At 66.8% G+C, this 18,245-nt stretch carries 17 protein-coding genes; 5 read left to right on the top strand and 12 right to left on the bottom strand.

Going from position 1 to position 18,245, the window contains the following annotated elements; all coding sequences use genetic code 11:
• Positions 1 to 38 precede the first annotated feature (38 nt).
• The 3 genes from ACGLHR_RS14690 to ACGLHR_RS14680 all read right to left on the bottom strand — a co-directional run bounded on the left by ACGLHR_RS14690 (position 39) and on the right by ACGLHR_RS14680 (position 2,853).
• Positions 39 to 1,025 (bottom strand): tripartite tricarboxylate transporter substrate binding protein, encoded by a 987-nt coding sequence (locus ACGLHR_RS14690; RefSeq protein WP_318231461.1) that lies wholly within the window; start codon positions 1,023 to 1,025, stop codon positions 39 to 41.
• A 101-nt stretch (positions 1,026 to 1,126) separates the two neighbouring features.
• Positions 1,127 to 1,495: a hypothetical protein gene (locus ACGLHR_RS14685; protein ID WP_400094724.1), complete on the bottom strand. Its 369-nt coding sequence runs from the start codon at positions 1,493 to 1,495 to the stop codon at positions 1,127 to 1,129.
• The gene (locus tag ACGLHR_RS14680; RefSeq protein ID WP_400094722.1) at positions 1,492 to 2,853 is read right to left on the bottom strand and encodes an acyclic terpene utilization AtuA family protein; all 1,362 of its coding nucleotides are present in this window, start codon (positions 2,851 to 2,853) and stop codon (positions 1,492 to 1,494) included. The genes ACGLHR_RS14685 and ACGLHR_RS14680 overlap by 4 nt, the downstream gene beginning before the upstream one ends.
• Positions 2,854 to 3,059: 206 nt before the next feature.
• Between ACGLHR_RS14680 and ACGLHR_RS14675 the strand changes: the two genes are divergently transcribed.
• Positions 3,060 to 3,956, top strand: coding sequence for a LysR family transcriptional regulator (locus ACGLHR_RS14675; protein ID WP_400094720.1), 897 nt, complete (start codon positions 3,060 to 3,062; stop codon positions 3,954 to 3,956).
• Between the two features lie 336 nt (positions 3,957 to 4,292).
• Here ACGLHR_RS14675 and ACGLHR_RS14670 read toward each other — a convergent pair whose 3' ends face one another.
• From ACGLHR_RS14670 to ACGLHR_RS14635, 8 genes are all read right to left on the bottom strand, one after another.
• Positions 4,293 to 5,060 carry an SDR family oxidoreductase gene (locus ACGLHR_RS14670; protein ID WP_400094718.1) on the bottom strand — a complete coding sequence of 256 codons (768 nt, stop codon included), beginning with the start codon at positions 5,058 to 5,060 and terminating at the stop codon, positions 4,293 to 4,295.
• A 23-nt stretch (positions 5,061 to 5,083) separates the two neighbouring features.
• The gene (locus ACGLHR_RS14665) at positions 5,084 to 6,220 is read right to left on the bottom strand and encodes an ABC transporter substrate-binding protein (protein ID WP_400094716.1); all 1,137 of its coding nucleotides are present in this window, start codon (positions 6,218 to 6,220) and stop codon (positions 5,084 to 5,086) included.
• Between the two features lie 244 nt (positions 6,221 to 6,464).
• Complete coding sequence (locus ACGLHR_RS14660; protein WP_318231467.1) at positions 6,465 to 6,977, bottom strand: DUF1269 domain-containing protein; 513 nt, start codon at positions 6,975 to 6,977, stop codon at positions 6,465 to 6,467.
• A gap of 251 nt (positions 6,978 to 7,228) precedes the next feature.
• Positions 7,229 to 8,683, bottom strand: coding sequence for an acetate kinase (locus ACGLHR_RS14655; RefSeq protein WP_400094714.1), 1,455 nt, complete (start codon positions 8,681 to 8,683; stop codon positions 7,229 to 7,231).
• Positions 8,684 to 8,798: 115 nt separating this feature from the next.
• A complete protein-coding gene (locus ACGLHR_RS14650) occupies positions 8,799 to 10,166 on the bottom strand; it encodes a hypothetical protein (protein WP_400094712.1) in 1,368 nt (455 codons plus the stop codon).
• Between the two features lie 10 nt (positions 10,167 to 10,176).
• Positions 10,177 to 10,872: a C39 family peptidase gene (locus ACGLHR_RS14645; protein WP_318231470.1), complete on the bottom strand. Its 696-nt coding sequence runs from the start codon at positions 10,870 to 10,872 to the stop codon at positions 10,177 to 10,179.
• On the bottom strand, positions 10,869 to 11,324 hold the full coding sequence (locus ACGLHR_RS14640) for a hypothetical protein (RefSeq protein WP_400094710.1): 456 nt from the start codon (positions 11,322 to 11,324) through the stop codon (positions 10,869 to 10,871). Before ACGLHR_RS14640 ends, ACGLHR_RS14645 begins: the two co-directional genes overlap by 4 nt.
• Before the next feature lie 208 nt (positions 11,325 to 11,532).
• Positions 11,533 to 12,834, bottom strand: coding sequence for a hypothetical protein (locus tag ACGLHR_RS14635; protein ID WP_400094708.1), 1,302 nt, complete (start codon positions 12,832 to 12,834; stop codon positions 11,533 to 11,535).
• Between the two features lie 661 nt (positions 12,835 to 13,495).
• On the opposite strand from ACGLHR_RS14635, the gene ACGLHR_RS14630 reads away from it, so the two are divergent.
• Genes ACGLHR_RS14630 through ACGLHR_RS14615 form a run of 4 tightly spaced genes read left to right on the top strand, consistent with a single transcriptional unit; the run spans position 13,496 to position 17,167 of the window.
• Positions 13,496 to 14,275, top strand: a complete 780-nt coding sequence (locus ACGLHR_RS14630) for a GntR family transcriptional regulator (protein ID WP_400094706.1) — start codon at positions 13,496 to 13,498, stop codon at positions 14,273 to 14,275.
• 50 nt (positions 14,276 to 14,325) lie between these two features.
• A complete protein-coding gene (locus tag ACGLHR_RS14625) occupies positions 14,326 to 15,354 on the top strand; it encodes a tripartite tricarboxylate transporter substrate binding protein (RefSeq protein WP_400094705.1) in 1,029 nt (342 codons plus the stop codon).
• Positions 15,351 to 16,658, top strand: coding sequence for a 3-isopropylmalate dehydratase large subunit (locus ACGLHR_RS14620; RefSeq protein WP_400094704.1), 1,308 nt, complete (start codon positions 15,351 to 15,353; stop codon positions 16,656 to 16,658). Before ACGLHR_RS14625 ends, ACGLHR_RS14620 begins: the two co-directional genes overlap by 4 nt.
• Positions 16,655 to 17,167: a 3-isopropylmalate dehydratase gene (locus ACGLHR_RS14615; RefSeq protein ID WP_400094702.1), complete on the top strand. Its 513-nt coding sequence runs from the start codon at positions 16,655 to 16,657 to the stop codon at positions 17,165 to 17,167. The genes ACGLHR_RS14620 and ACGLHR_RS14615 overlap by 4 nt, the downstream gene beginning before the upstream one ends.
• 28 nt (positions 17,168 to 17,195) lie before the next feature.
• Here ACGLHR_RS14615 and ACGLHR_RS14610 read toward each other — a convergent pair whose 3' ends face one another.
• Complete coding sequence (locus tag ACGLHR_RS14610) at positions 17,196 to 17,903, bottom strand: phosphoribosyltransferase (protein WP_400094700.1); 708 nt, start codon at positions 17,901 to 17,903, stop codon at positions 17,196 to 17,198.
• Positions 17,904 to 18,245: the final 342 nt, after the last annotated feature.

Raw genomic sequence — 18,245 nt, 5'->3', positions numbered from 1 at the left:
CGTGCGGGTGGATCGCACGGCGAGGCGCCGGCCACGCCTTATTCAGGCTGGATATTGGCGGCCTTGATGATGCGGCCCCACTTGGCCGATTCCTGCGCCTGGAACTTGGCCAGCTCGGCCGGCGTGCTGGTAAACACTTCGGTGCCGGTGGACTGGTAGAAGTTTGCCGCGGTGTCGCTCCTGGCCGCCTTCACCATCAGGGCGTTGAGCTTGTCCACCACCGGCTGCGGCGTCTTGGCCGGGGCGTAGGCGGCGAACCAATAGCTCATCTCATAGCCCTTGACGCCGGCCTCGTCGATGGTCGGCACGTTGGGCGCCAGTGGCGAGCGCGTCTTGCCCGACACACCCAGCGCCTTGAGCTTGCCGCTCTTGACCTGGGGCAGGCCAGTGGCGGTATCGGTGATCATCATCTGGATCTGGTTGCCCAGCAGGTCGGTGACGGCCAGCGGGTTGCTCTTGTAGGGCACGTGCAGCAACTGCACATGCGCCATCTGCTGGAACAGCTCACCGGCGATGCGCGAGGACGAGCTGCCACTGCCGAAGCTGAGCTTGCCCGGCTCCTTCTTGGCCAGCGCGATAAATTCCCCCACATTGTTGACCGGCAACTGCGGGTTGACCACCATGATCTGGCCGCCACGGCCCAGCGCGGTCACCGGAACGTAGTCCTTGACCGGATCGTAAGGCAGCTTCTTGAACAAATGCTCGTTGGCCGCATGCGTGGTGTTGGTGCTGATCAGCACGGTATAGCCATCGGGGCTGGCCTTGGCCACGTCGCTGGCGGCGATAAAGCCGTTGGCGCCGGGCTTGTTGTCGACCACCACCGTCACCTTGGCATCCACCGTAATGGCCTGGCCGATCGCGCGGGCGAGCTGGTCGGTGGCGCTGCCGGCAGCGAACGGCACCACGAAGCGAATCGGCTTGTCCGGGAACTCCGCGTGCGCCGGGCCGGCCAGCAGCGCGAGCGCGGCGGCGGCGATGCCGGTGACCACCTTCAGGCGGGAAGCGGGCTTGGTGTATGCGGACATCTTTGGTCTCCTGTTCGAATTTGGAATCGCTGTGGTTTGTCGTTGTGGCTTGTCGCTTTACTTCGGTGTTCTGCTTCGGCGTTCTGCTTCGGTGTTCTCGTTCAGCCGGCGTCGTCCAGCCGCGGGGGCAACGGGAGTTCCAGTTGCAGCAGCAGGAAGGACAGAGCCTTGCCGTGCGTATCGAGGTTGAGCGCATCGTTTACGCCACCGTCGAGCACGCCGTCGATGACGAAGTTCATCGCCTGCAGCGAGGGCACCAGGTAGCGCTTGACCGCCGCCGGCTGGCGGTAGCGGAACAGCGCCGCCACCGCGTCCTCGGTGACATGCGCGACAAGGTGATCGAAGTCGCGCGCGTCGTAGGCAATCACGCTGATGTTGGAGCGATCCCCCTTGTCGCCCGTGCGTCCGTGCGCAAGCTGGTAGAGCGCGATGGTGGCGGGGGTAGTGGTGGGGATAGTGGTAGCGTTCATGGCAGCAGGGTGTGGCTTGCGGTGACGGCGCTGCGCGGCACCAGGCAGGACATGGCGTTCAGCCGCGCGCGCAACGCGGTGCGCACGCCGCCGCCGCCGGCGGGGCCGCAGGTGTACAGCGCGTTGACTTCACGCAGCAGCGCTTCGGCCACGGGCTTGTCCTCATGCGCCAGCGCGGCGCGCAGGCGCACATCCCGCGCCTGTGCCTCGCCGGGTTGTGTCTGTTGCAGCAGGCGGCCGCCATCGTCGGCAAATACGCTCAGCACGCCAATCAGGTCGAAGCGGATCGGCACCGCATGGCCGAGCAGATGCATGCGCTTGCGCACGATCTGGGCGGCCAGGCGCGCGCGCGCCGCGGCATTGGGGCCGGCGTAGGAGATCTCGCCTTCGGCGATCCAGCCGCCTTCGTAGAACAGGTTGGCCTTGAGCTGCTCGGGCCGCTCGCGGCCGCGCACATTGCGCACCGCCACGCGGTCCGGGCCGATCTGCTCGACCGTGGCCGCGCTGATGTCGGCGATAACGTCGGGCGTGAGATAGGCGGCGGGGTCGTGCACTTCGTAGAGGAGCTGTTCCTTGACCGTGCGCAGGTCCACGCAGCCGCCCGTATCCGCCGCCTTGCCCACTTCGATATTGCCGTCTTCGTCCAGGCACACGATGGGATAGCCAACGGCGTGCACATCCGGCACGTCCTTCATGCCGGGATCTGCGAAATAGCCGCCGGTGACCTGCGCCCCGCATTCCAGCAAATGCCCGGCCATGGTGGCGCGCGCCAGCCGGTCCCAGTCCTGCCACGACCAGCCGAAGTGCGCCATGGCCGGGCCGACCGCCAGCGCGGGATCCGCCACGCGGCCACAGACTACTACCTGCGCGCCGGCGCTCAGGGCGTCGGCAATGCCCTGCGCGCCAATATAGGCGTTGGCACAGACAAAGCGCGCCTCCGGAAAGCCCGTGCCGACGATCTGCCGGAGCACGGCGCGGCCGGCATCGTGCGAGAGATCGTCGCCCTCCACCACCGCCAGCCGTGGCGGCGCCAGGCCCAGCTCCGCCGCCAGCGCACGCACGCGTTGCGCCGCAGCATGGGGATTGGCCGCGCCAAAATTGCCGACGATGGGAATGCCGTTGGCCAGGCAAAGTCCCAGCACCGGCGCCAGCAACGCGTCGAGCAGGGGCTCGTAGCCGTGGGCGGGATTGTTGCGGCGCGCTAGCTGGGCCAGCGCCAGCGTGCGTTCGGCCAGCGTCTCGAACATCAGCACGGCCGGCCCGCCCGCTGCGATCAGCGTGCGCACCACGGGCAGGGCGGCGTCGGTGCGGTCGCCGGAGAAGCCGGCGCCGGAGCCGATCAGCAAAGGGGCGGTCATAGGATGAAAGCCTGGTGAGAACCGGGTGAAGAAGGGCATGCCGCGCGCGGGAATGCGGCAGATGGAGCCATTCTAGACGCGACGCCGTCAACCAAAAAGCGGATAATTTGGATTAATCTATCGGTTTTCCAGATGAAATCAAAGCCACTGGCCACCGCGTTTCGCGGTCCGCCAAACGCGGATCTTACCTGCCCGGGCGCCTGCCAATGAACCTCTCCGTCAAACACCTGCGCGCCTTCGTGGCCCTGGTCACGCACCGCAACTTCACCCGCGCGGCGCAGGCCTGCCACCTGTCGCAATCCGCCTTCAGTGCGCTGATCCAGACGCTGGAGGAGCAGGCCGGCACGCGGCTGTTCGAGCGCACCACGCGCCATGTGGAACTCAGCGTGGAAGGACGGCGTTTCGAAGAAGTGGCGGCACGGCTGCTGACCGATTTCGAGACCGCCTTCGCCGAACTGCGCGACCATGCGGAGCGGCGCAAAGGACGCGTGTCGATCGCCGCGCTGCCCTCCCTGGCGGCAGGCGACCTGCCGCCGATCCTGGCCGCCTTCCACCAGCGCTATCCCGGCATCGCCATCGAACTGTTCGACCTGCTGGCGGACGGCTGCATCGACCTGGTAAGGCGCGGCCGCGCGGATTTTGCGCTGGCGCCCGCCCCCGCGCAGGACAGCGACCTGCGCATCGAGCCCCTGGTAACGGACACCTTCCACCTGGTCTGCCCCGCGGACCATCCGCTGGCCCGCCGCCGCCGTGTGACGCCGCAAGCGCTGGCAGGCCTGCCCTTCATCCAGCTCTCCCGGACCAGCAGCGTGCGCCAGCACCTGGATGCCGCGCTGCATCCGCTCAAGCTCAATGGGGTCATGGAAGTGGAACACCTGGCCACCGTGGCCGCGCTGGTAGCCGCCGGGCTTGGCGTGACCGTGGTGCCGGCGCTGGCGCTATTCCAGTTCCAGCAAGAAAGCCTGGCGATCCGGCCAATGCAGTTGCCTTCGCTGGTGCGTGATATCTGCCTGGTGCGGCTGAAGGAGAGGGGAGACTCGACGGCGGCAGCCGCGATGATTGAAGCGCTGCAAGCGCATTTCAAGAAGGGGAAGGCAGCGTGATCAGGAGACGCTTCCAAACCCACCAAAACCAGCAAAACCAGCAAAACCAGCAAAAGCGCTAGCGCCAGCCCAACGATTCGGCGTGGCCGTGATTTCCGCCCCCAGGCGGCAATCACCCGCCCGCGATGCGCAGCGAGCCGTCAAGGTTTTCATCTCCCGTTATGGGGCGAGGAGTCTTTCGCCCCATCCGGGTCGCCTTCTTTGCCTACTTTCTTGGCGAGACAAGAAAGTAGGTCGCCTCCCCGCAGGGGAGGTGAAACTGCCGTTGCTTTTGACTTTGAAGCTAATCAGTCGCAGTTGCAGTTGCAGTTTCAACCCAAAATCAAAAATCAAAAATCAAAAATGCGCCAAATACCCCCCATCCACCGCCAAAACATGCCCAGTAACATATGAAGCCGCCCCTGAAGCCAGAAAAACCACCGCCCCCGCAATCTCCTCCGGCTGCCCCCATCTCCCAAGCGCAGTCCTCTGCCGCAACCACTCGGCAACGCCAGCATCATCCACCATCGGCTGATTAGGCTCAGTAGCAAAATACCCAGGCGCAACCGCATTCACAGTCACCCCATCGCGCCCGAGATCGGCCGCCATGGCGCGCGTCAGCGCATCGAGCCCCCCCTTGGTCGCGGGATAAAGCACATCGTTGGCACGCGCCACCTGCCCCGCAATCGAGCTGACATTGACGATGCGCCCATAGCGCCCGCGCCTCATCAGCTGCGCCGCGTGGCGGCACAAGGCGTAAGGCGCCACCAGGTTGGTCTCCAGCATCTCGCGCAGGTCCGCCGCGTCCAGGTGCGTCATATTGCTGCGGTTGCGCGCGCCGGCGTTGTTGACCAGGATTTCCAGGCGGCCGTGCGTGGCGTCGATGTGGGCGAAGGCGGCGCTGACCGCCGCCTCATCGGTGACGTCGAGCACCAGCGGCTCGGCGCTGCCGCCGTCTGCGGCCAGCGCGGCAACGGCAGCACGCACGCGCTCGGCGTTGCGCGCGGCGACGATGACGTGTGCGCCGGCTTGTGCCAGCCCCGCGGCAATCGCCTGGCCCAGGCCTTGCGCGCCGCCGGTGACCAGCGCCACGCGGCTTTCGAGGGAAAAAGGTAAGGTAGCCATGCGGCGACTATACCGCAGCGGGCTTAGCGGATCAGCTTGCCGGTGGACGACACGATCGACATTTCGACAAACGACGAACCCGTATGCCGCGTCGGGCTGTAGCTGATCAGGATGCCGCCGAGGTCGAAGTCGCGCAGGCTCTCCAGCGCGCCGACCAGCCGCTCGCGCGTCAGGTCCGGCCCGGCGCGGCGCAAGCCCTCCACCAGCACCTTGGCCGACATGAAGCCCTCCATGCCGGCATTGCTCGGGTCCACGCCTTGCTGCCGCGCCAGGCTGCGGTATTCGCTGGCAATGCTCATCTGGCTGGAATTCGTGCCCGGCACCACCTGCGTGATGATCAGGCCGCGCGCATCCTCGCCGAGCTCCTTGATAAAGGAATCGGCGGCGTTGTTGGACAGCGTGACGAACTGCGCCTGGCTGCCGCCGCGGCGCAGTTCCTTGATCAGGCGCGCCGCCTCGGAGCCGGAGCCGATGACCAGCACCGCTTGCGGGTTGGCCTTGTTGATGGCGGTGACACCGGCCTGGATATCGCCCATCGGGCGCGCGAACGAGGCGCTGGCGGCCGGCTGCATGCCACGCGCCTGCAGCGCGGTGCTGAAGCCTTCGAACACGTCCTGGCCAAAGCCGTCGCTGGCATAGAAGATGGCGATGCGGGTCATGCCCGAAGTGGCGAGATGGTTGATCGCGCGGGCCACCTCGTCCTGGTACTTGGCGCGCACATTGAACACGTAGCGGCTGACCGGGCGGTGCAGGGTGATGGCGCCGGTCAGCGGCGCCACCAGCGGCACCTTCTCGGCGTTGATGATGGGCAGGATGCTTTCGTTCTGCGGCGTGCCGCGCACCATGAAGAGCGCGAACACCTTGTCTTCCTGGACCAGCTTGCGCACATTGTCGGGCGTGCGCTTGGCGTCGAAGCCGTCGTCGTAGGTCGCCAGCTCGATGCGCCGCCCGCCCACGCCGCCGTTGGCGTTGACCGTTTTCAGGTAGACCTGCGCCCCGGCGATCTGCTCCTTGACCGAGCCCGCCACCGGCCCGGTCACCCCCGCCGATTGCCCGATCTTGATCGTGGTCCTGGTAACCCCTTGCTCGGCCTGCGCCAGCGGCGCAAGCACACCCAGCGTGGCGGCCAGCAGGCCGCATGCGATCACTTTTGTCTTCATCTCCGACCCCTCGTTCGTTTGCGAATCTTTTGCTTTGTCATGCGCGCCACGGATGGACGCAGCGACATGCAAATTACCGCAAAGCGAGGCGATTCAGCAAATCGCTGTTGCGAAAGCGGCTCAGGAGAGCTCAGGAGGGGGAAATAGCGGGCGCTGGCCCGCCGGGGCAGGCGGCCCTCAGGCCGCCGAGCCTCGGCGCGACAACGTGACAGCCCTGCCCATCAGGGCAAGCTCAAGGGAGTACTCAGGGAAAGGCGGGGACGGCGGGATCCAGCCCGGCAAAGCGGGCTTCCGGGTGAGTCGATTGCAGCAGCGCTTCGATTTCCTCGACGCGGCCACGCGGCACGTCCACCATCAGCAGGATCTTGCCTTCCTCGATGTCCTTTTCGAAGGTCTTGTGCCGGCTGTTGGGCGCGGAGCAGCCGATCATGCTGGATGCCCAGGCGCCGAACACCGCGCCAAGCACAGCCAGCACGCCAACCAGGCCCCATTGCGGAGTGTCGCTGACGATCGGGAACATCGCCACCAGCGCACCGGCCACGATGCCGATGCCGCCGCCCACCATCAGCCCCATCTCGGCGGCATGCACGATGTCGGAAGTCTGGAACAGGTTTGCTTCATGCAGGCCGCTCATATCGGCGCCATCGCGCGCGATGAAGTGGATGTGACTGTTCTCGATGCGGGCCAGCAGCAAGTCGTCCATGGTGCGGCGGGCGCTCGCCAGATCGGGCAACAACCAGAAGATACGTTTGCGCATGACTCTCTCCTCGCTTCTGGCCATGTCAGGCCGTTTCGGACTTTCCCGGCAGCGGTGTGCATGCGGAGTCGCCTTCACGCAGCCATGCCAAGCCAGATGGTGGAGGTGGAGGTGCATCCGTATCCGCCCTGGGGACGGGTTTTTTCATTTGTACGCCAGTCGCGGAGTAAGCGCAAGGCGATGAAATCGGCATGCCAGCCGTGCATCACCTTGCGTTTCCACCTGCGGTTTTTTTTACGCGCGAACGATCCTCAGAAAGTGATTGGCAGGCGCAGCGTGACCTGCAGGTCCGGGGTGTCCCGCGTCAGCCCTGCGCCCACTGACAAGTTCAGCGTGTAGCGGCTGTTGAAGCGGTACGAATAGCCCACCAGCAAGGTGCCCTGGGTAATGCGCACCGAGCCCGGCACGGTCTGGCCGTTCTGCTTGGTCGGCCAGATGATGCTCTGGTCGTAGCCGATGCTGAACGACGCATGCTCGTTGAGCGACAGGCCCATGCCGAAGTTGAAGCCGAAGATATCGCCCGGCGCGATCTTGCCCAGGGATTCCTGCTGTCCGTTGAGCACGGTACGGCTGACGTTGTCCCGCGAGAAACTGTGCAGGTAGCTGAAGGTGCCGAAGAACACCGCCGGGTCGGTGGGCAGCAGCCATGTAATGCCGGGTTGCACCGCATGGAAGCCGGTGCCGGTCGGCAGCCCGAGCGGCAGGCCGGTGCCGGTGGTATTGCCCACGCAGCGGGTCACGCAATCGGTGACCACGTCGAACGGGCTCTTGCCGGTATTGGACTTGTAGCGCAGCCAGCCGATGAAGTACGGCATCTTCTCGTTGCCGTAGTTGATCTGGTAGCGCACCGTGGCTTCCACGTCGCCCAGGCCCCTTCCGCTCGCATTGAAGACGTTGTCGACCGCGGTGCCGGTGAACACTTCGCGGCTGATGGTGGAGCCGGAGCTCTGCACGTATGGCACCTTGGCCTCGATCTCGAAGCGCTTGGTGAGGCCGTAGCGAAAGGCGACCGCCTCGACGTAGGTGGAGGTCTTGACCTCGCGCACATCGATCAGGCCGATCAGGATTGCCGGAATGATCGTGTAGCCGACCAGCGCCACACGGTTGTTGGACGAATACCCGTACTGGAAGCTCGGCTCAACCACGATCTTGCCCGCGGGCGTCAGCACGCCCGGCTGGTCGAAGATCGGCGCGATCGCCGGCGGGGTGGTGGCGGACTCCGGCGGCTTGCCCACCGGCTGCTCGTCGCCGGCCTGCGCCATCTGGGTGCCACCCGGTTGCGCGCTGGCCGGTTGCGCGTCGCCCGGTTGCGCGTCGCTGGCTTGCGCCACGCCGCCCTGCGGCACGTTAGAGGTATTGGGCAAGGCTTGCGTGCCAGCCGCGCCGGCGGCCGCGGCTGCGGCATTGGTCGCGGTATCGCCCGGGGTCACGCCGGTGCCCGGCACGCGCTGGCCGCCGCGCTTTCTCGCCAGCGCGTCGGCACCCAGCACACTGCGCAACTCGCGGATGGTGGCCTCTTGCTCCGCCATCGACCGTTTCATCTGCTCCAGGGTGGCGGCCTGTTCGGTCACCTCTCGCTTGAGCGCCTCCAGCTTTGCCGCGGTTGGTCCTTCGTCAGGCGGGGTCTGGCCTTGTGCCATTCCGCCAAGCAACAGCAATGTCGAGCACCCGGCCTGCCGGATGCCACGCAGCGACCCTTTCTTCATTTCGCCTTCCTCCCCCGGTCCGCGGACTGCTTCGTGCAGGAGTCCGCAACCTGCTTAACGCATACTGCCCCTCTCGTTGCACCTGCCACCTACCACCTGCCGCCTGTCCTGTCACTTATCGACGGCTCGCGGAATTCAGTAATGCATTGGTCAATGCCAGGCCAGACACCTGGTCGCGGAATGCCTGCAAGGTGTTTACACCCGCATTGATCGTCACCAGACTCTGGATCGACTGGTTGTTTAGCGTGTTCTGGATCACCGTGGCCGGCGAGCCGGCCAGCGCCCCGGCCGCGGCGCTATTGCCCGGCCCGTTCTGTATCAGGTTAAGCAAGCCGTTGGTTGTTACCACGGCACTACCCGCCGAGATGGCCATGGCGGGCAGGCTGGTCACCGACGCGCCCGGGCTGCCGGTCGCGCCGGCACTGGCGCCCGCGCTGCTGCTACCGCTGCTTCCACTACTGCTACCGCTGCTTCCCGTGCTGCTGCCCATGCCGGCAGTCACGGGATTGGCGGCCAGCGCATTGTTCACTGCCGTGGTCGCTGTCGCTCCGGCTCCGACAGCCACGCCCAGCGCCGCGGCCAGTCGGGAGGCTTGATCGGCGGTGATGCGGCTCACATCCGGAATATTAAGGCTGGTTGACACTACCAGGGCACCGTTAATGAACACGGCGCGTTCGATACCGAACGAAACTTGCAGGCCGGCACCCACATCGAAGCCGCCGCGCAGTTCATCCAGACGTTCCTGGGCGACGGGCTTCCAACTCGCCATGGTGCTGCGTGCCTCCGGCACGCGAGGTTCCTGGGTGGCGGACGGCCCTGCATTGCCGGCGGCATCGAACGTATCGGGCGTCGGGCGGCCGGCCGCGGCGAAGCCACCGCGCAGGTCTTCCAGCCGCTCTTGCGCAGCCGGCGTCTTCCAGCCCGCCGCATTCGCGTCGCCGTGCGCGGCAAGCAGGCGAGGTTTTCTGGCGACAGCTGCCACTTGCGCCGCGGGAAGGGAAGTGACATCGGCGGCACCCGCTGTCTCCGGCGCGGCGCGCGCGGCCACATCAGACCTGCCGCGCAATTCGTCCTGGAGCGCTTGCTCGGCCGCGGCCAGGGCAGGCATATCGGATGGCGCCTGCACCGTGGGCGGCGTCGCCAAGCCGGAGGCATCGGGCGTGCCGAGGGCCGCCACGTCGGCGGCGACACCAGGATCTGCCTGGCGCGCGCTCGCTTGATCCTGCGATGCCGGCGTCCAGCCGGCCATGCTGCTTGATGCCGCAGCCAGGTAAGGATTGTTGGTTTCCGCCTGCACAGCCGGCGGTGCCGCAAAGCCGGCGCGGGCGGTCGCAGCGAGCGTGTCGAGCGCCTCGAGCCCCGTGCCTTCGTCAGCCCGCGCCTGCCCGGTGCAGGCAAGGCCTGCGCCAAGCAACACGACGGCAGTGGCCGAACCGGCACCACTGCGGCGATGTTGCGCGGACTTTGAGGATGTCTGGAACATGGTACGTTCCTTAGAAGTCGCTACTGCCGTGCTTAGGCATGACAGTGAAGAACAGACTATCCCGGTTGATACCCATCGAGTAAGGGCCGGTAGGCGCGACGCGCCAATCGGCCGCGAGGTTGAAGCGGGCGGATTCCTCGCGGTTGTGAATGACAAACAGCAACTGGCTGTCCCAGATTGCCTCGAAGTGTTCACGCGAAAGCGCGCGTGTCCCGAGCGCCGGATCACCGACCAACACCCGGTTGCCGTGCACGCCCTTGACCACGACAAAATGGTGATAACCGTTCTCCACCACCAGCACAATGGCGGGAATCTGGGTTTCCTCCAGCTTGGACAGGGGCAATTCATAACCATCGGCAAGGAAGCCGCGCGACTCCAGGAAGCGCTTCATGTCCAGCAATGAAAAACCTTCCTGCCGGATCTTGGGCTGGTCGCCGTTCACATACATGTTCTGGAATACGACCTCCTCGCTGACCGGATAGCCGTATTGGTATGTCAGCAGCGTGGCCACCGCGGCCGAGCCGCAGCTGAAGTCGTACTGCTGGCGGATCGTGGTCTTGAACCGCGCCTCCTTGAGGCTGGTGACCCGCACGTTGTAGTAGCTGCCGGCCTCGCCGGGCACGAAGAGGTAGTCGGCCCACGCCACGGAGGCGCTGGCCGAAGCCAGCAACAGCGTAGCCTGCAGAAGCAGCTTGCGCAGCATCATGGCTTGAACTGGATGTTGACGATCGTGGCGTTCTGGATCAGCACATTGGAGCCCGTGTTCTGGATGACGGTGGGCAAGCCCGTGGCGCTGGCGAAAGATCCTTCGGCGATCGCGTTGGAGCCGCTCATTACGTGGCTCGCACTGTTATCCGCCACGGTGCCGCCGAGGCGCATATCGTTGACCACCAGTTCTGCGCCGCCGCGGATACCTTCCAGCTTGTCACTGGCCACCGGCTTGCTGAAACCGGCAAAGACACCGCGCTGACTGGAAACCCCTCCTGGGGGGAAAGTCAATTCCGGAGCCGCCGCGCTGGTGGGCGTGGTGGGTCCGGCATGGGCTGCCGGCAAGCCGGCGGAGGGCCCGGCGGGCTGCGGCTCCGCCAGGGCCTGCAGGCCCGGCCAGAGCAGGAATGCCGTGGACAAGGTCCCGACAGCGATGCGGACCGATTGCATGATGATGTCTCCTTCGGCCTTTTGCGTGCTGCCCCCATCCTGGCAACCCACCAAAGACGACTGGAATTCCCTCGGGCAGGCATCCCGGCGCGTAACCGCGCCGGGATGCCCGGTACTGCTTGCCATCTCGAAGCCGTGCCGGCGGCGGGGCGCTTGAGCGGGCCATCCACCCCCGCCGCACGCCGGGCGCCGCACACGAGCGAGAGACTTACCTGCCGACGGCCAGGTTGGCCTGAACCGTGACGCCCTGTTGCACCAGGGAAGCCATGCCGCTGTTCTGGTTGGCCATCATGATGCCGGCTGCGGACTGCCCGACACTGGTCATGGTGTTGGACATATTGAAGGTGCCCGCATTGAGTGCGATCGAGCCGCCAGCACCGCCAGCGCCGCCAACCGCACCATTGCCGGTGCCGCCGGTACCGCCCTGGCCAGTGCCGCCGGCGCCGCCAGCCGCGCCAACCGCACCGCTACCTGCCGTGCTGCTGCCATTGCTCGCCGAGCTGGTAGCACTGCCATTGCTGGCACTGCCGCCCGCGCCTCCAGCGCCGCCGACACTGGCTTGACTACCGCCCGCGCCGCCAGTGCCGGTAGCGGCCCCAGCTGTCGAGGTCGCCGCGCCGCCGCTGCCGGCACCGCCCGCACCGCCGGTGGAGCCAGCGCCCCCGCCGGTTGCGGCCGAGGTGCCTGCTCCGCCGGCGCCACCAGTACCGCCGCCAGCACTTCCGAGCCCGCCTGTCGCGGTGGCCGCGCCGGCACTGCCGGCGCCGCCGTTGCCGGCGTTGCCCTTGGCATGGCTGCTACCGCCGACGCCGACGCTGGCGCTGAGCGCACCGCCGCCTTCACCTTCGGCACTGCCGCCCTTGCCGCCCGAGCCGCCCTTGGCACCCGACCACGCATTGCCACCGTCGCTATAGGCAGAGCCGCCCTTGCCGCCAACGCCGACGCTGGCGCTGAGGGCGCTGCCGCCCCTGGCCTTGACATTGCCGCCGTCACCAGCCCAGCCGACCGCCTTTCCGCCGTCGCCGCCGTCGCCAGCTTGAGCGCCGTAGTTAGTGGCGCTGCCATTGGTGGCGCTGCCGTTTGTAGAGTTGCCGCCATTGCCACCGTTGCCGCCGTTGCCGCCGTTGCCACCCGTGCCACCCTTGCCGGTGCCGCCGTAGCCATTGCCGCCCTTGCCACCCTTGCCACCGTTGGCATCGCCCTCATTGCTGACGTAGTTGCCGATGTTGTGGATCTTCACGTTGCTGACGTAGCCTTCCAGCTTGGTCAAGGCAATGGCCTTGCTGCTATTGAACGAATTCTGGAAAACCTTCGAATAGCTGGAAACTTCATTCGCAGTCGGGCCGCTATTGCCACTTTGCGTCGAGTTGGCAGTGGCAGTCAGGCTATTCGAACCTGATTTGCTCTCCTGGTTGCAAGATTTGTCACTATCTCCGCACGGATTTGCCATTGCGTAACCGCTGAACCCGAAGGCCAGGACCGCAGCGGTTGCCATTAAAGTTTTGTTCATGAGAAGCTCCCAGGAGGATGTCACAGCGGCTTGACCTCTCGCTCGCGCTCGGGGGAACGACGGCTGGAGGCCCGGGTCCGGCATTCCGCCAAACCAGCCTCTCCTTGCGCATAATCAGTGCCAGGCAAAGAGCCCAATCCTGTAATCCCTTGAAATACAAGGGCTACATAGCCATCACATCAGCCTTTGCCTAGCCTCCGGACGCCGTGCGCGGGCGCCGCCGCTGTGAACCGCACACAACATGTCACACGGCTGAGACACGGCCGGACGCCCTGCGTGGCCAGGCATTCCCCGGGACCGCCGAAAATCCCCTGCTATCAGGCCTTTAGCGGGGTTCCTAAGGAAAACCCTTGGCCGCAGGCGCTGTATCGCGAGTGAAACACGCCCCACCGCCGGTGCACTGGTCGTCGCTCGCCACGGGTCTCAACCCTTCGGATGAGACTCGGGCGTTGCAGTCCGGCACGGCATGCGCAGCCCCTGGGCGCAGCGGCCTTCGCGCGCGGCAATTGCGCCGCATGTTGCCTATGCGCTGCGCGCACGCAACGCCCGAGCCACGCCGGGGTACCTGATAGCGCATAAATGGCAACATGACTAGGCTCTATGTCTGATTTAAAGTACATTAAGGCTAATTCAAACCTGTCGCCTAATCACAAGGGAAACCATGAGTGAAGCCGTCGTTCCCCTGTATCACCAGATTTACGTGGTACTACGCCAACAGATCGTGGAAGGCCGTTTTGGCCAAGGCCCCTTGCCCGGTGAAATCGATCTCGCCAAGCAGTTTCACGCCTCGCGCGTGACCATGCGGCGCGTGTTCGATCGCCTGGTGCAGGAGGGTCTGGTACGCCGTCATCGCGGCCTTGGCACCTTCGTCAACCCGCACCCGATCAAGCCGGTCACGCTCGGCGACCGGCCCGGCAGCCTGCTCGACAACATCATCGACATGGGTCAGAAGACCTCGGTCAAGGTGATCTCGATCGACGATGTGCATGCCACCCCGGAAGTCGCCGAAGCGCTTGGCCTGCAGCCGGGCGACCCGGTGGTCAAGGTGGTCCGCGTGCGCCACTACGGCAGCCGCCCGCTGTCGCACATCACCGCCTACCTGCCGGCCGACCTGGGCCGCAGCCTGAATCGCAAGGATCTCGAGCTCACGCCGATGCTGCGCCTGCTCGAGCGCTCGGGCGTGCAGCTTGGACGCGCCAGCCAGACGCTGTCGGCCCGGCTGGCCGATGTGGTGGTGGCGCCGTTGCTGGACGTGCCGGTGGGTGGCGCGCTGCTGGCGGTGCGCCGCGTGGTGCTGGACAAGGCTGGCCGCCCGGTGCAATTCCTGCTCGGCCAATACCGCCCGGACCGCTACGAGTACCGCATGGAGCTCTCCCCCGCCGGCGGCGACAGCGCCAATGTCTGGGTGGAAAGCGAAGCGCGAACGGGGCTGCGCGAGTAAGAAAAGCAAGCGATACTGCACGCTCACGATCTTCCTGGAAGGAATCCGCGATGCCTGCTCCCCGCATGGGCCGACCTCTCTCCCAAGCGCTCACACGCCCCTCGCGCCGCAAGGCAATGCGCGGGCTGCTCGGCGCCGCTGCCAGCCTTGGCTTGCTCACGCAGGCGCCGTCGGCGCGCGCCCAGGTGGCCGCCCGCAAACCCATCCGCATCCTGGTGGGGGCGCCCGCCGGTGGCACCACGGACACGCTGGCGCGCACCATCGCCCAGGAAATGTCCCGGGAGCTGGACCAGCCCGTCATGGTGGAAAACCGCCCGGGTGCCGGCGGCAATATCGCCGCCGACACGGTCGCCAAGAGCGCGCCTGACGGCACCACGTTGCTGATGAGCTTCACCAGCCACACCATCAACGCCACGCTGTACAAGAAGCTGCCCTTCGACCCGGTCCAGGATTTCACGCCGATCACGCTGGTGGCCACCGTGCCGAGCGTGCTGGTTGCCACACCGAGCCTGCCCGCGAATAACATCCCGGAATTGATCCAGCTGGCCAAAAGCAAGCCCGGCAAGCTGAATTTTGCGATCGGCTCGGTGGGCTCGTCGGTGCACCTGGCCGGCGACATGTTCAAGATGATGACGGGCACCTACATCGTCAACATCCCTTACAAGGGCACCGCGCCGGCCATTACCGACCTGCTCTCGGGCCAGGTCGACCTGATGTTCGCCAGTACCTTCAACGTGCTCCCGCACGTGAGGACCGGCAAGCTCAAGGTGCTTGGCGTCACCAGCCCGACGCCGCTGCCGCAGTTCCCCGGCGTCGCGCCGATCGGCGCCACCGTCAAGGGGTTCGAGTCCAGCGCCTGGTTCGGCCTGTTCGGCCCCGCTGGCCTGCCGCCGGACGTCTTGCAGGCGCTTTACCAGGCTGCCCGCAAGGGCCTTGAGGCGCCCGGGGTACACAAGCGCCTGGAGCTGGACGGCGCGCAGCCGGTCGGCAATTCTCCAGATGCCTTTGCTGCCTTCGTGCGCAATGACATCAAGCGCTGGGCCAAGGTGGTCAAGTATTCGGGAGCCACGCCCGAATGAGGCCGCTTGCCGGGCCCGCCCACACGCCGGCCACATTGGCGCAAAAGCTGGTTGCCCGGGCTGCTGGCCTCAATACGGTCACGCCGGGCACAATCGTGACGTGCCGGGTGGATCTGGCCATGTCACACGACTCCAGCGGCCCGCGCCGGGTGGCGCCGCTGCTGCGCGAGCTGGGCGCCAAAGTGTGGGATCCGGAGCGCTACGTGGTGGTCACCGATCACTACCTGCCCGCGGCCGATCCCGAGGCCGAGGCCATCGTGCGCTTCACCCGCGACTGGGTCCGCGAGGCGCGCCTGCCTCACTTCATCGACGGCGAAGGCATCTGCCATGTGGTCTTGCCCGAGCACGGCCACGTGCTGCCGGGACGTTTCATCGTGGGCGGCGACAGCCACAGCCCCACCGGCGGCGCGTTTGGCGCTTACATGTTCGGCATCGGCGCGACCGAGATGGCGGGCGTGCTGGCCACTGGCGAGATCTGGTTGCGCGTGCCGCATACCATCCGCCTGCAATGGGACAGCAACCTGGCCGCCGGCGTTTGCGCCAAGGACATCATGCTGTTCCTGTGCGGCCGGCTGGGGCTGGACGGCGGCCGCTACGAAGCCATCGAGTACACCGGCGAGGCCGTGACGGCGCTGCCCATGCAGGAGCGCATGACACTGACCAACATGAGCGCCGAGCTTGGCGCGCAGACCGGCTTGATCGCGCCCGACGCCACCACGCTGGCCTGGCTGGCGCAGGCCGGCGTGCCCGCCGCCACGCTCGACGCCATCGCGCTCTCCCACTGGCGCACCGAGCCCGGCGCGCCCATGCTGGCCAGCCACCGCTTCGACGCGGCCGCGCTGGCGCCGCAGGTGGCCGCGCCGCATTCGCCGGCCAACACCGGCCCTGTCGACCAGGCCGCCGGCCAGCGCGTGGACATCGCCTACCTGGGTGCCTGCACCGGCGCCAAGCTGGAAGACCTGCGCATGGCCGCCAGCGTGCTGCGCGGCCGGCGTGTGGCGCCCGGCGTCACGCTGCAGGTAGCGCCCGCCTCGCTGCGCGACCAGCGCCAGGCAGAGAGCGAGGGCACGCTGGCCATCCTGCTGGATGCCGGGGCGCAATTGCTGCCCAATGCGTGCAACGCGTGCGCGGGCTATGGCCCGTCCCGCTTCCCTGCCGACAGCCGCGCCATCGCCTCGACCGCGCGCAACTTTGCCGGCCGCATGGGCGAGAGCGGCAGCGCGGTCTGGCTGGCTTCACCGTTGACGGTTGCGGCATCCGCCGTCACCGGCTGCATCACCGACCCGCGCGGGTTGCTGCCATGAGCCCAGCCCCCATCCATCCCCTTCCGGGCGGCCGTATCTGGCGCTTTGGCGACAACGTCGATACCGACCAGATGGCGCCCGGCGCCCATATGAAGGGGGGTGTCGAAGAGATTGCCCGTCACTGCCTGGCCGGGCTGCGTCCCGAGTTTCCGGCCACGGTGCGCCCCGGCGACCTGCTGGTGGCCGGGCGCAATTTTGGCGTGGGTTCCTCGCGCGAGCAGGCGCCGCAGGCGCTGCGCCATCTCGGCCTGGCCGCCGTGATCGCGCCGTCTTTCGCCGGCCTCTTCTACCGCAATGCGATCAATCTGGGCCTGCCGGTGCTGATCTGCCCCGATGCCACGCGCCTGGTGGATGGCGGCACGGCGCGGCTTGAGCTCGAGCAGGCCTGCCTGGTGCTGCCCGATGGCAGCCGCGTGGCTTGCGAGCCGATTCCCGAATTCCTGCGTGCCCTGCTGCAGGCCGGCGGGCTGGTGCCGCACTTGAAGGCCAGGCTGGCGGCGCAGCGCTAAAGACGCCCGCGCAGCCAGCAGCGCAGCCTCAAGCCGGGCGCCCGTTGTCGCACTGGCGCAGCAAAGCCATCACTTCCTCATCGGTGGTCTGCCTGAAATCCAGGTAGAACGCGCCCACGGCGCCAAAGCTGGCTGGCACGTTCAGGCAGATCACCTCGTCGGCCGACGCGCGCAGGCTGGCCTCGCCATCGACGGAGGCAACCGGCACGGCCGCCACCACCCGCTTTGCCTGCGCCCGGCGCACGCCTTCCAGCGCGGCGCGCATGGTTGCGCCGGTCGCCACGCCATCGTCCACCACGATCACGGTGCGCCCAGCCATGGCCGGCACGGGCGCACCGCCGCGATAGCGCTGCTGCCGGCGCCCGATCTCGTCGAGCTGGCGGCCGCGCTCGGCATCGAACGCCCCGCTGTCACGCGCGCGGCGTGTCCAGGGATCATCGTTTGCCACCGTCAGCGGCGCACTGCCGGCGGCGTCGCCTTCCACCACCGCGCCCAGCGCCAGTTCCGGATAGCCGGGGGCGCCGATCTTGCGGACCAGCAAGATATCCAGGCGCCCTTCCAGGATCCGCGCCACCTCAAAGGCAACCGGCACACCGCCGCGCGGCAGCGCCAGCACCAGTGGCGTCTCGCCAGCCGCGGCGGCGCCAAAGCCGAGTTCCGCCAGGTGCCGGCCAAGAAAGATCCCGGCTTCGCGGCGATCGGCAAAGCACGGCGGCAATGGCGGGAAGCGGGACATGGCTGGCTCCTGCAGTGGGTCGGTCGGGCCGGGTCGCGGCAGGCCAGTGCCGCAGCGGTGCTTGCGCGCGCTCACGGCAACGAGGCAGCGCGGCATGCACGTGCCCTAGCCAAATATAGACCGATAAGGCTGACGAATCGAGGTGCGCAAAGGGAATCCGGAAAGGAATGCGGAATGGGGCGGGTAAGGCACCGCTCATACCCGGTCAGCGCGCCACGTGCTGCCAGCGCCTCGGCCGGCGCGCGATTGGATGCAATTGCGCAATAGTGTATTTTGCCAGGGCTGGATTTTCTTTCCGGCGCGTTTGGCTAAGATGGCCCGTACCGATGGCAGCCACACGGA

The organism is Cupriavidus sp. CuC1 (genome assembly GCF_044627735.1).
GTDB lineage: Bacteria > Pseudomonadota > Gammaproteobacteria > Burkholderiales > Burkholderiaceae > Cupriavidus > Cupriavidus ulmosensis.
This window is presented reverse-complemented; position numbering and strand designations above follow the sequence as displayed.